The sequence below is a fragment of the Agaribacter flavus genome, assembly GCF_042646125.1.
Lineage (GTDB): Bacteria > Pseudomonadota > Gammaproteobacteria > Enterobacterales > Alteromonadaceae > Glaciecola > Glaciecola flavus.
The window spans coordinates 145,456-158,586 of record NZ_JBHRSW010000005.1 but is presented as its reverse complement, the minus strand read 5'-3'; the positions used below and the strand labels follow the sequence as shown (position 1 = coordinate 158,586).

Genomic DNA, 13,131 nt, shown 5'->3' with positions numbered 1-13,131 from the left:
CTTACAGCAGTATTTTTATAGATCAGGGTATGGGCGTGGAAAAGATTTGGTTAGCAGAATATGAGGGGGCGATGGAAGCTGAGATTAATCCCGATATCGTACCTTCCCTAGTCGAAATTTTTGAAAAAGCGGTGTCGCAGTTTGCAAATAAAACTGCTTTTATAAATATGGGGCAGACTATTAGTTTTGAAGAGCTAGACGTGATGTCCATGCAGTTTGCCGCATATCTTCAAAATTCAGGTTTGCAAAAAGGTGACGCAGTAGCCTTAATGATGCCAAATCTATTGCAGTACCCTGTCGCGTTGTTTGGCGTGCTACGAGCTGGTATGACCGTGGTAAATGTAAACCCACTGTATACCGCAAGAGAGCTTGAGCATCAGTTGAACGATGCGAATGTTAAGACTATCGTTATCGTCGAAAACTTTGCTTGTACCCTAGAAAAAGTAATTAAAAATACGCCGGTAAAAGACGTGGTACTGACGTCTATTCCTGATCTTATGCCTGTGCATAAGCGCTGGTTAATGAACTTTGTGATTAAAAAGATCAAGAAAATGGTGCCAAAGTATTCTATCGACAAAGCTTCTTGGTTTAATGCTGCATTGAAAAAAGGCGAAGCCCAAGACTATTCTCGACCTTCTATGTCAGGGAATGATATTGCGTTTTTACAATATACGGGCGGCACAACTGGCGTTAGTAAAGGAGCAATGCTTACTCACAGAAATATGGTGGCTAACCTAGAGCAGGTGTCAGGTATTTTTGAAACGGCAATCACACCAGGTAAGGATCTTTCGGTCACGGCATTGCCGCTCTACCATATATTTGCGCTTACTGCTAACTGCTTGTTATTCCTAAAATATGGTTGCCCTAATTTACTCATTACTAATCCTAGAGATATGAAAGGCTTTGTCGCGGAGTTAAAAAAGTATCCTTTTGCGGTATTAACGGGTGTCAATACTTTGTTCAACGGTTTACTTAACACTCCAGGGTTTTCTGACCTCAACTTTACAAACTTTAAGTTTGGATTGGGCGGGGGGATGGCCGTGCAAAAACCGGTTGCAGAAAAATGGAAGCAAGTGACAGGTAAAATGCTAGTCGAAGGCTATGGTCTAACTGAATGCTCTCCTGTGGTATCTGTTAATCCTATTAAGGATTGTGAATACAAAGGGTCGATAGGTATTCCATTACCTTCGACAGAAGTCAAAATAGTATCAGAAGATGGGCGGGAGTTAGGTCTTGAAGAAGCGGGCGAGTTGTATGTAAAGGGTCCTCAAGTGATGCGTGCGTACCTCGGTCGTCCAGACGCTACGGCTGAAATTCTTAAAGACGGTTGGCTAGCAACGGGCGATATTGCCAAAATAGACGAACAAGGTTACTTGTACATTGTTGACAGAAAAAAAGATATGATCTTGGTATCTGGCTTTAATGTGTTTCCGAATGAAATTGAAGAAGTCGCAGCGATGCATGAAGGTGTATTAGAGGCGGCTGCAGTAGGCATCGACCATGAGGTAAGCGGGGAAGTTGTCAAACTATTCGTCGTGAAAAACAAGCCCTCATTGTCAGAAGCAGAAGTAATCAAACACTGCAAGTCGCTTTTGACGGGTTATAAAGTACCGAAGTTCGTCGAATTTAGAGATGAATTACCGAAAACAAATGTAGGTAAAATTTTGCGCAGAGAATTAAGAGAAAAGAAAGACTAATATGCGTCTCGACTTTGATTGTCTTCACGAAAACTTCGTTTATATTGATTCAGATCCCGCTTTAGCAAGCCTGTGTCAGCGTTGTCAGTCTCTTGATTACATCATGCTGGACACGGAATTTGTGAGAACAAAAACCTTATATCCGCTTTTAGGTTTAGTGCAGATTTTCGATGGTGAAAAAATTTATTTGCTCGATCCTAAATCTGTGAAAAATCTTTCGCCATTAGCAGATTTACTGACCGACAAAACAGTAATGAAAGTGATTCATTCTTGTTCTGAAGATTTAGATGCATTAAAACACAATGTGGGTGCTTATCCTACGCCGCTATTTGATACGCAAATTGCTGCAGGTTTTTTAAACATCGGTAATAGCATCGGTTACGCTAATTTAGTTGAAAAAATATGCCATGTCAGCTTGGATAAAACTGAATCCCGCACAGACTGGTTAGCTCGACCTTTGAGAAAAGAGCAGTTGAGATACGCGGCAGCCGATGTCAGTTACCTGTATATTGTGTTCGAGAATTTGTTTGAGCAGGCGAAACAGAATAATTTGATCGACGCCATTTTGTCTGAAAGTGAGGGCATGATCAAAAAGAAACAATGCGCCATTCCCAATGACGATGCATACATGAATGTTGGCAATAATTGGAAACTGAATGGTAAGCAATTGTTGGCCTTAAAGTTATTAGCCCAATGGCGCTTAGAAAAAGCACAAGAGAGCAACACGTCGATTAATTTTATAATGCGAGAAAACTGCATGTTCGAAATTGCAATGCGTTTACCGCAAAGTCCGAACGCGTTGTCTCGTATACACGGTATCACGCCAAAACAACTGCGCGTTTACGGCCAGCTTATATTGGATATGATTGCACAGCTTGAAACTGCAGAAGAACATACGTATCCGCATAGGATTGAAAGATTGATTGAATTCCCTAAGTATAAGAAAGCTGTTAGTGAGTTAAAAAAAACGATTACAGATGTCTCATCTAGCACGGGTATACCTGAACCAATGATTGCGTCCAAAAAGCAAATAAACGACCTGTTAAAGTGGTGTTGGTTTGCAAACTGCGATTTTGAGAAAAGAGGGATTAAACCTGATTTGTTGATGGGATGGCGAAGAACCTTGCTCTTAGATAAAATACGCCCAATTTTTGATTCAAATGAAGGCGAGTTTAATGCTTTGCGCAGTTTATAAGTCAGCTAAGAAAGCAGATACCTTTTTATACATTGCTAAACGGGACGATTTTTCGCAGGTGCCTGAAATCTTAATGCAAACCTTTGGAGTGCCTAAGTTTGTGATGTTAGTCAATACAACTGATAAACGCACCATTGCAGGTTTGGCTACAGATAAATTCATAGAAAAATTCGAAGAACAAGGGTTTTATTTGCAGTTACCACCTAAGCAAGAAGATTTAATGGAAGCCCACCGTGTAAAAAATGGCCTAGATAAAATTCCAGATATCAAATTTTAGATCCGCTGATAGATAATACTTCTCAATACTACGAGTGTAAGGGCGCAATATGGCAGACTATATTCACAAAGACCTCACCGGCAATAGCATTGATTTACCCGTTGGAAAGGTGCTTTGCGTTGGACGAAATTACTTAGATCATATTGTTGAAATGGGTGGTAGTCAGGGAACATCACCTAAAAAAGGCTCACCGGTATTGTTTATGAAGCCTAAAACAGCCTTATGTGATTTCTCGGAAACCCTAAGTATTCCCAATGATCGCGGGGAATGTCACAACGAGTTAGAAGTTGCTTTACTAATAGGAGAAAAACTTTCTAACGCTAGCCGAGAGTCTTGTCGTCACGCGATTTATGGCGTGGCATTGGGTCTAGATCTCACACTGCGTGATCTGCAAAATATGCTCAAAGATGCCGGATTGCCATGGGAGAGATGCAAGTCATTTGATGCCAGTTGCCCCGTTTCGCCCTTTTATTTAATGCCTAAGACGCAAACTTTGGATTTTAATTTTCAACTCAGTATCAACGGTGAACTGCGGCAAAATGGCGATACAAAATATATGTTATGGCCATTCTTGGATTTGTTAGCTGAGGCTTCGAAAGAGTTCACTATCGAACCAGGCGATATTGTGATGACAGGCACGCCAAAAGGCGTAGGGCCTTTGTTCTCCGGCGATACTATCGTCGCTTCATTGTCACAGCAGCTGGGTAGTGATGACCAATCTAAAGAAATAATTCGGATTGAAACTCGGGTTTGCTGACCTTTTGCATAGAAGAGTAGAGACACAGCTTATGGCTAAAATTCATACCCCGTATACCCCAGAGCTAATTGCCTCGCGGTTTTGGGAAGGGACAAGCTTACACGACATGAATCGAGCACAGTGGGAGGCAATTTGTGATGGTTGCGCAAAGTGTTGCTTGCATAAATTTATTGAGGATGATGAGGTAGAAGAAGACTTTACGCCCACAGACACGCCCGCTGACGACGGACAACTGCATTATACCAATATCGCATGTTATCTACTAAATGACAATAAATGTAGCTGCTCGGCCTACGCAAAGCGCTCAGAACTCGTCCCCGATTGCGTCACCTTAACAAAAGAAAACTTAGCTAATATTTTCTTCATGCCACCCTCTTGCAGTTACCGGAGATTACATGAGGGGCGAGGCTTAGCGAGTTGGCATCCTTTACTGAATAGGGGTAAAAAAAACAAAATGCACGCGCTAGGCGTGAGTATTCGAAACAAAACTGTTAGCGAAGCCGATGTCGATATTACCGCATTCGAAGACTATATCGTTACTTGGCCACTTGACGAAATCGAATAAGGTAACTCAGACTGACGGCAGCCGACACTAACGTGAACACGCCAAATATTATACGCATCCATTCTGCCATGCCCATACTCATAAACTGCCAAGTATTGTCGTTGCACTGTCCTGTTGCGCTAAACACATCTGGAAACCAATGGTGCAAGGGCATAAATGACGGAAAGTTCGGCTCAATAGGACAGGGCGGCATAAATAGCCCATCAAAGTAAATAAGCTCGACATGAGATTGCGCGACGCTCAAGCCCCAAAGCGAAAGTCCAAGCCAAGCAAGCAAGCCAATAATACGGGTAGATACATGCATATATACCAACGGCAAAGCTGCACTTAAAGCAATGCCAATCATTGCTGTACGTTGATAAATGCATTTGACGCATGGTCTATGATCTAAAATATGGTGGAAGTACAAGGCACTGCAGACTAATGCAAACGCTACGGAAAACAAGATAAGCCAAGGGAGTTTGGTTTTACTCCAAGATAATAAGCAGAGCATGTGGCGTCCAATCAGGAAAATTGAAGGTCAATTTACTGTATTTGCTAATAAAAGCAAGGATTTTGATTGGCTTACAAGCACTGCAATGTAAGGGGATATTGGGGCATAAGATTAGTCCCCAAGGTCAAGCTTTGGGGACGATAGTTGATGCGCTTACTCAAGCAAACAATAACGTGCTTTAATGTGCGCTATCATCATGACTGACGCCAGATTCGGCATGATGTTCAATCAAGTGATGCTGATACAACACTTCGGTCATTTCGTATAAGCTAAAGTAAGTCATGACGAGGCCAATAATGGTCAGTACGATAGTATAAGGCAGTGCCATGAGCACCATTCTGCCGTAAGACAAGCGCAATAATGGTGCTATTGCAGAGGTTAACATAAACAAGAACGCAGCCTGTCCATTAGGTGTGGCAACACTCGGCAAATTGGTACCTGTATTGATGGCTACTGCTAATAAATCAAATTGGTCGCGAGTGATTTCACCTTTCTCAAGTGCAGCGGCGACTTCAGTTATGTAAACAGAGCCGACGAACACGTTGTCACTGACCATGGATAGTACACCATTGGCAAGATAGAAAAGGACGAGTTGGGTTTCGCCCTCGTAGGTCAATACGTACTCAATGACCGGCTGAAACAGGCCTTGGTCAATTATAACAGCGACAACACCAAAGAATACACAAAGCAAGGCTGTAAAAGGCAAGGCTTCTTCAAACGCTTTTCCGAGCGCATGTTCTTCAATAATCCCGCTCATGGATGTAGCTAGCACAATGACACTAAGACCAATTAGTCCTACTGAGGCAAAATGGCCGGCAAGGGCAACCACTAACCAAACACCGATTAGTGCCTGAACAAATAAACGCGCGTTATCTCGTGGTGTTCTTTCGCTGTCCATATGCGCGTCGTAATCGCGCAAAATTTCTCTAACGGCATCGGGCATTTTAGCGCCGTAGCTAAAAATCCCTGTTTTCTCTAGCAGCCAACAGGTGATTAAGCCACCGAAGAATACAGGTATGGTGATAGGCGACATCCTAATAAAGAATTCAAAGAATCCCCAATCTGCTTTGTCGGCAATGATAAGATTTTGTGGCTCACCGACCATGGTCATCACGCCACCCAAAGCTGTGCCGATAGCTGAATGCATCATCAAGTTACGCAAGAAAGCGCGAAAGTGATCGAGGTCATTTTTTTTGGGGTGCGATACATCGTGATCCGCGGTGTGATCGTGATCACTGTGAAACTCTTTACCTGAGGCGACTTTGTGATAAATCGAATAAAATCCTAAGCCGACGGCAATGATAACTGCCACCACAGTAAGCGCATCTAAAAATGCGGATAAAATCGCTGAGGATGCAATAAATGACAGGGATAAAATAGTCTTGTTACGCACCTTAACGACAAGCTTTGTGAACAAAAACATCAGTAAATCTTTCATGAAATATATACCGGCGACCATGAAAACCAGTAGTAGAAGTACTTCAATGTTTGTTTCAATCTCATGCAACATATGTCCTGGGCTGGTCATACCGATAAACAAGGCTTCAATTAACAGCAGTCCACCAGGCTGCAGGGGGTAACATTTGAGTGCCATCGCCAAGGTAAAAATAAATTGGATTACTAATGCCCAGCCAGCTAGGTAGGGGTTAAGCATAAAAAGAAATGGATTGAGAATTAAAAATGCAATGATCGTTTGTTTGTACCAGTTTGGTGCTGGACCTAGAAAGTTGCGATAGATGGCAATGAGTGGGCTAGTGTGCATAGTTAGAGAACCAATAAATGTTGATAAACGAGCGTATTTTAAAGATCTTATCGACATTGTCAGTTAATTATTGATTTTTTATCAAAAAAAACCGAATTAACGATTCTTCTTCCTTATTGGTTAGCATCTGGTACAATCAGTTAACAATTGCTTAATAGTTACATGAAACGAGTATGATTTATAAGTCTCAAAGTCCTGCAGGATTCGCAGAAGAATACATTGTTGAATCTATCTGGAGTGGGCGCTTCCCCCCAGGTACTATTTTACCTGCAGAGCGAGAACTATCAGAATTAATCGGTGTAACAAGAACGACCTTGAGAGAGGTACTACAGCGTTTGGCAAGAGATGGTTGGCTTACCATACAGCACGGCAAACCTACCAAGGTAAATAATTATTGGGAAACTTGTGGGCTTAATATCTTAGAAACACTGGCTCGACTTGACCAAGAAGGACAGCCGCAACTATTGGACAACCTATTATCTGCACGTACTAATCTTAGTGCTGTATTTATTCGAGGCGCTTTTCGACAAAACCCAGAAGAATGCCGCAAAATTATTGAGCGTCACAAAAATATTGGTGAAGATGGTGAAGCATTCGCTCATAACGATTACCAAATGCATCACGATTTAGCCTTTGCTTCAAATAATCCTGTTTATGTACTTATGATGAATGGCTTCAAAACGATTTATTCACGTATTGGTAGCCATTTCTTTTCAAGTGAGCGTGCGAGACAAGTAGCGCGAACATACTATGACAACCTACTGGCAGTGTTGGATTCAGGAGAATCTGATCGCGTGGTCAGTGTTGTGCGTAATTACGGCGTTGAAAGTGGTAAAATTTGGCAAGAGTTTCGTCAATCAATGCCAAACAATTTAGTTGATTAAACAGCCTCTATCGCTTGCCCATACAATTTTGTAAATAAGGAAGTGCTATGCCCGTTGCAAACAAGTCGTTTCCTCACATTTTCACTCCTCTCGATTTGGGATTCACCCAACTAAAAAACAGAATCATCATGGGATCCATGCACACTGGCTTAGAGGATGTGCCCAATGGGCATGTGCGGATGGCGCGTTTCTTTGCCGAGCGTGCAAAAGGTGGCGTGGCCTTGATGGTGACTGGCGGAATTGGCCCCAATCAGGAGGGAGCGACGCATAGCCAAGCGAAAAGAATTGACTCGGATGAAGCAGTTGAACATCACAGAGTCGTGACAAAAGCCGTGCATGCAGAGGGTGGAAAAATATGCATGCAAATACTGCATACGGGACGCTATGCATATAACCCTCAATTAGTTGCACCGTCAGCCTTGCAGGCACCGATTAATCCATTTGTACCGAAAGCCTTGGATGAGGCGGGTATCCAAAAACAAATCAACGACTTCGTAAATACAGCCTTGCAAGCTCAAAAAGCAGGATATGATGGCGTTGAAATCATGGGATCTGAGGGCTACTTTTTAAACCAATTTATTGCTTCGCGCACCAATCACCGCCAAGACAGCTGGGGAGGGGACTATGCAAACAGAATGCGTTTGCCAGTCGAGATTGTTCGGCGTGTGAGGAAAGCAGTAGGTGATAAATTCATCATCATTTATCGTCTTTCGATGTTGGATCTGGTCGAAGGAGGGAGCAACTTTGATGAAGTACGTGATCTGGGCTTAGCGATAGAAAAAGCTGGCGCAACTATTATTAACACCGGTATTGGCTGGCATGAAGCGCGTATCCCGACTATTGCAACAAAAGTTCCCAGAGCAGCCTTTACTTGGGTAAGCGCAAAATTTCGTGAAGCCTTGAGTATCCCAATCGTTACTTCAAACAGAATCAATACACCTGAAACTATAGAAGAAGTTTTACAGCGTGGAGATGCCGATTTAGTAAGTATGGCGCGTCCATTTCTTGCTGACCCAGAGTTTGTGAGTAAGGCAAAGCTAGGTCAGTCTCATTTGATAAATACCTGTATTGCCTGCAATCAAGCGTGTCTGGATCATGTTTTTGACGGCAAAATGACTAGTTGTTTAGTTAACCCTCGCGCTTGCCATGAAACTGAACTAGTGATTACACCCACGAACAGCGCCAAGCGTGTGGCGATTGTTGGAGCCGGACCCGCTGGCTTGGCGGCATCTTTAACCGCTGCGCAACGTGGTCACGATGTCACATTATTTGAAGCAGATAGCGAAATTGGTGGGCAATTTAACATTGCGAAACAAGTGCCTGGCAAGGAAGAGTTTTACGAGACCATTCGTTATTTCAAAGAACAATTGGCCTTGTATAAGGTCAAGATCAAACTCAACACTCCCGCATCGGTTGAGATGTTAAACAGTGAGAACTTTGATGAAGTCATTGTCGCAACCGGCATTAAACCTCGGCAGCTGGATATTCCTGGCAATGACCATCCAAGCGTACTGACGTATATTGATGTTCTGAAACACAAAAAGCCTGTTGGTAAGCGTGTGGCCGTAATTGGTGCAGGTGGAATTGGGTTTGATGTCAGTGAATTTTTGTCTCATGGCAAAATCAACACCTCCACTAATATTCCTGCATTTATGAAAGAGTGGGGGATAGACATGAGTCTGCAAGCCAGAGGCGGCGTGGAGGGTGTCATAGCTCAACCGCAACCGTCACCCAGAGAAATTTACCTGTTGCAGCGTAAAACGTCTAAGCTTGGTGCTGGTTTGGGTAAAACAACAGGATGGGCACATCGTGCTGGTTTGAAGATGAAGGGTGTTAATATGCTTTCAGGTGCAGAATATCTTGCAATAGACGATCAAGGCTTACACCTAAAAATCAATGGTGAAAAACAAGTTTTAGCCGTAGACAATGTAGTGGTTTGTGCTGGACAACTATCCAATAGAACTTTGGTTGACGGTCTTAATATCCCATACTACCTGATTGGAGGCGCCGATATCGCTGAAGAACTAGATGCCAAGCGCGCCATTGACCAAGGAACACGGCTCGCCGCCACACTTTAAGGCACTAGCAATCACACCGTCTAACAGTTTGGCTTCGTAAAAAATTGTCATTGACATCGATTTTTATTGAGTTACTCTTGCAAAATAGCAATGACGGAAATATTCCGGACACGATGGGGTCTACGACCCTAGTTGATTTATATTTAAAAGATTTTTTCTAAATGATTCTGAATACACTACATAAACCACAGCTACATAGCCGATTGACCGTCGTCAATTATTGGCTACGGTATGCTGTGGTTTTTGATTAGTTAGATAGAACACCTCAAAAAGCCGCAGCGTGAAGACTGCGGCTTTTATCTTTTAGCACCTCAATAATGATAAAGACGCATCCACATACTGTTGATTTTCGTGGGTTTTATCTCTATTCATTCCGTTTTTAACAACGAGCAAAAGGAGATAGAAAATGAAAATCGCGATAGCTTACATCACTGTCGTTTTGGTATGGTCTACAACACCACTTGGTTTGGCTTGGAGCAGCGAAACAGTCCACCCAAGTATGGCGGGATTTTTGAGAATGGCTATCGCTTTAGTCTTGGGTTCAATCGGTTTAAAAATTTGGCGAATTAATTTACCACGGCATCCACGTGGGCTCAGACTGTATGCCTACTCGTCGATAGGCTTGTTCGGTGGCATGTATAGTTCTTACCTCGCGGCGGCTTATATCACTTCAGGCTTAATGTCTTTGGTGTTTGGTATGTCTCCGATTCTTACAGGGATCATGGCATACAAATTATTGGATGAGCCGCGCTTAAGCCGCTATAAGCTTGTCGGTATTACTATTGCTATAATTGGATTGGGTATCGTTTTTTCGGATAGTGTAGCCTTGTCTGAAAATGCGTGGAAAGGCATGGTATTGATCGTGTTTGCTGTGTTTTGTTTTAGTTACAGTGCGGTACTCATTAAAACCGTCAAGATTGATATACACCCCGCAGCAACTACGGTTGGCTCGATGCTGTTTACTGCGCCAATGTACTTGATTACTTGGTATCTTATGGATGGTACTCTGCCTGTCGAAACTTGGAGTGAACGTTCCGTTTTATCCATCTTATACTTGGGGATATTTGGCTCATTGATTGGCTTTGTCTGCTATTTTTTTGTGTTACAAAAACTCACTACAAGTACAGTGGCCTTAATTACTATGATGACTCCAGTATTTGCCATTTTACTGGGTGCATGGTTAAACGAAGAGATAATAACAACCAATACGGTAGTAGGGGCAGGCGCAATTATTTCGGGTCTTGCTTTGTATCAATACAAGCGAAAAAACCGCGATAAAAAAGGCAGGCCTGAGCTAGAACTAGAACATAAGATTTAGGCTAAAGAGCTACGCTCTAGAGAACAAAAGCATTGGCGGTATCGTATTGTCTGCGCTTTCACAGCAACATGACAATCGTACCGCCAACCCTTATTGTTAGGAGCGAAGTGATTTGTATTCGTCGTCTAACTGCAAAGAGTAGTAGATAAAGTGCCCCACGAAGCCACCTAGCAAGGACAAAGCAACCCACTTGCTTCGTTTTGCACTATTGATTAACACTGAGCTGAACGCCGCCTTAATGGCAAAAATGGCGTGCAAGCCTGCAAACATAATAGCAATAAACATTTCAAACATAGTTAATCCCAAATTGAAAAATTGCCGAATTGTACGATATAAAGTGGGGGAGGCGCGTGTGAAAGTTTATACTAAGTTATTTCGAACTATTCTGGATTTAAACGCAAGATCATTCCACCTTGGTTGTCGTCACTAACGATGTTATACCGTGAGAGCACATTCATGCCGAGCAGGCCGTCAAAGTCACCAAGATTTTTGTCGTTTAAAACCATAACCGTTACATGATCAATCCGAGTGTTTTCGATATATAAAGCGGGAATTTTGTACATCGGACTTGAGATTTTACCGCCTGCTGTTTGCACGGGAAACATCCCTAAGAATTCTCCCGTGTTTTCTATTGCAGATAAGTATGTGTCGCTGATTGCGGTAATGCTCGCGCCTGTATCTACAAGTAAACTAAGCGTGGCTTTGGCTATTCTTGCATAGGCTATGTATTGTGCATCACGTCTTCTCAGTCTAATACTGCTAAGTTCGCTTTTATTGAACCTATCCTGCAAACTCGGTAGCGGCTGCTTATTGGCCAGTTTAGGCGCCTGTTCTTGTTGCTCAGTTTGATAAATTTTTGCGCGTAAGCGCTCTGCCCGAGGATCGTTTGGCGACAAGCTAGCCAAGATATCCTCCATTAAGCCAAAGTGCTCGTCCATCCCATAGGCCATGGCGAGTGCGAGTATATAGTGGCGATTACTTGGATCAATATGAAATAGCGGCTCTAGAAAAGTAGCAAGAAGCGCCCAGTTTTCGTCGTTGCTGAATTGTTGAATTATCTTGTTGCTGTGAATTTCAATGAACTTATCGACTTCGTATCGTTGACTTTCGTCTAAAGGTAACTCGCGCAATCCGTAATAGTGCACGATAGCTACATTCAAGGCTTGAGTGTGAAAGATAGTTTCTGCCTCTAGCAACAGCGCCTGAATCGAATCAGGGTATGCGCGTAAGTATTCGCGCACAGCGACTAGCAGTTCACCATGACGTTTTTGACCGCGAAGTAGTTGTAAGTATTCCCATTTCTCTGGATGTTCGGGGGAATAGGTGTTTTCTGTATGCGTGTATGAATTGTCTTGATTCTCTAATTTGCTCTCTAGACCATTGTTTTGCGTATGTGGATTTGATGTTTTTACCTTGTTTTTGCTTGGCAACTCAGCATGATGATCAAGTGTTTTTGGCTTGAAAACGGGTGATAGTGAAGCTGTCGTCGATTGATCTTTTGTTTGTTGCACTTGTGAAAAAAGCAGCACATTTAAACACAGTGACGCGGCTAACATACCTAAGAGTATATATTTCAGCACGTCTGCTCATTGCCTTGAGTAATTGTGGCTCGATCCTGAACAACATGTTTAGCGTAGATTTCCGCAAACAGTGGCGGTATTCGGGTGGGTTTACCCGTAGACAACACAGTACAGACAAAATCTGTATGCGCGTGAAAAACCGTTTTACCGTGTTTTATCGAAATAAATTGAAACTGTCGCTGCAATCGCAGCTTTTTGTCACAAAACACAATCCAAGTCGCGCAGGCTATTTCGTCATGTAAGTGGCATGGCTGTATATAACTTAAGCGATGTTGACGTATAACCATAGCACGGTCTAAGGTTTTATAATGTTCGATACTCAGACCTATTGCATTGGAATGCGCCCACGCCACTTCTTCTATTTGCGCGACGTAAGCGGTGTTATTCACGTGATTGTAGTGGTCAATATCATTAGACTCAATGCGCCATACTTCAATATAAGGCGCTGGCAACAGCCAGTTTAGCTCGCGTAAATCGTCGACTGGCTCTGAGGCATTCGGGAAATCAAGCATGAGCGTTAGTAAA

General features: G+C 42.8%; 13 protein-coding genes. 8 read left to right on the top strand and 5 right to left on the bottom strand.

The features are described from left to right. Positions 1–35 precede the first annotated feature (35 nt). From ACFOHL_RS02825 to ACFOHL_RS02805, 5 genes are all read left to right on the top strand, one after another. The gene (locus ACFOHL_RS02825) at positions 36–1,697 is read left to right on the top strand and encodes an AMP-binding protein (RefSeq protein WP_376918684.1); all 1,662 of its coding nucleotides are present in this window, start codon (positions 36–38) and stop codon (positions 1,695–1,697) included. A 1-nt stretch (position 1,698) separates the two neighbouring features. Further along, positions 1,699–2,892, top strand: a complete 1,194-nt coding sequence (gene rnd / locus ACFOHL_RS02820) for a ribonuclease D (RefSeq protein WP_376918683.1) — start codon at positions 1,699–1,701, stop codon at positions 2,890–2,892. After that, on the top strand, positions 2,873–3,169 hold the full coding sequence (locus ACFOHL_RS02815; RefSeq protein WP_376918682.1) for a YcgL domain-containing protein: 297 nt from the start codon (positions 2,873–2,875) through the stop codon (positions 3,167–3,169). Before rnd ends, ACFOHL_RS02815 begins: the two co-directional genes overlap by 20 nt. 49 nt (positions 3,170–3,218) lie before the next feature. Continuing rightward, complete coding sequence (locus ACFOHL_RS02810) at positions 3,219–3,926, top strand: fumarylacetoacetate hydrolase family protein (RefSeq protein ID WP_376918681.1); 708 nt, start codon at positions 3,219–3,221, stop codon at positions 3,924–3,926. A gap of 67 nt (positions 3,927–3,993) precedes the next feature. Continuing rightward, positions 3,994–4,491 (top strand): YcgN family cysteine cluster protein, encoded by a 498-nt coding sequence (locus ACFOHL_RS02805; RefSeq protein ID WP_376918953.1) that lies wholly within the window; start codon positions 3,994–3,996, stop codon positions 4,489–4,491. Here the strand turns inward: ACFOHL_RS02805 and ACFOHL_RS02800 are convergent. Together ACFOHL_RS02800 and nhaB are read right to left on the bottom strand one after the other, a co-directional pair. Further along, complete coding sequence (locus tag ACFOHL_RS02800; RefSeq protein ID WP_376918680.1) at positions 4,463–4,984, bottom strand: disulfide bond formation protein B; 522 nt, start codon at positions 4,982–4,984, stop codon at positions 4,463–4,465. The genes ACFOHL_RS02805 and ACFOHL_RS02800 overlap by 29 nt on opposite strands. Before the next feature lie 178 nt (positions 4,985–5,162). After that, the gene (nhaB, locus tag ACFOHL_RS02795) at positions 5,163–6,746 is read right to left on the bottom strand and encodes a sodium/proton antiporter NhaB (protein WP_376918679.1); all 1,584 of its coding nucleotides are present in this window, start codon (positions 6,744–6,746) and stop codon (positions 5,163–5,165) included. Positions 6,747–6,919: 173 nt separating this feature from the next. Here nhaB and fadR point away from each other — a divergent pair, with 173 nt between their 5' ends. From fadR to ACFOHL_RS02780, 3 genes are all read left to right on the top strand, one after another. Next, a complete protein-coding gene (gene fadR / locus ACFOHL_RS02790; protein ID WP_376918678.1) occupies positions 6,920–7,630 on the top strand; it encodes a fatty acid metabolism transcriptional regulator FadR in 711 nt (236 codons plus the stop codon). A 47-nt stretch (positions 7,631–7,677) separates the two neighbouring features. Then, on the top strand, positions 7,678–9,708 hold the full coding sequence (locus tag ACFOHL_RS02785) for an FAD-dependent oxidoreductase (protein WP_376918677.1): 2,031 nt from the start codon (positions 7,678–7,680) through the stop codon (positions 9,706–9,708). Between the two features lie 406 nt (positions 9,709–10,114). Further along, on the top strand, positions 10,115–11,026 hold the full coding sequence (locus ACFOHL_RS02780; RefSeq protein ID WP_376918676.1) for a DMT family transporter: 912 nt from the start codon (positions 10,115–10,117) through the stop codon (positions 11,024–11,026). A 96-nt stretch (positions 11,027–11,122) separates the two neighbouring features. Here ACFOHL_RS02780 and ACFOHL_RS02775 read toward each other — a convergent pair whose 3' ends face one another. The 3 genes from ACFOHL_RS02775 to ACFOHL_RS02765 all read right to left on the bottom strand — a co-directional run bounded on the left by ACFOHL_RS02775 (position 11,123) and on the right by ACFOHL_RS02765 (position 13,118). After that, complete coding sequence (locus ACFOHL_RS02775; RefSeq protein WP_376918675.1) at positions 11,123–11,320, bottom strand: hypothetical protein; 198 nt, start codon at positions 11,318–11,320, stop codon at positions 11,123–11,125. Between the two features lie 86 nt (positions 11,321–11,406). Then, complete coding sequence (locus tag ACFOHL_RS02770) at positions 11,407–12,606, bottom strand: retropepsin-like aspartic protease family protein (RefSeq protein WP_376918674.1); 1,200 nt, start codon at positions 12,604–12,606, stop codon at positions 11,407–11,409. After that, positions 12,600–13,118: an acyl-CoA thioesterase gene (locus ACFOHL_RS02765; protein ID WP_376918673.1), complete on the bottom strand. Its 519-nt coding sequence runs from the start codon at positions 13,116–13,118 to the stop codon at positions 12,600–12,602. The genes ACFOHL_RS02770 and ACFOHL_RS02765 overlap by 7 nt, the downstream gene beginning before the upstream one ends. Between the last annotated feature and the right edge of the window lie 13 nt (positions 13,119–13,131).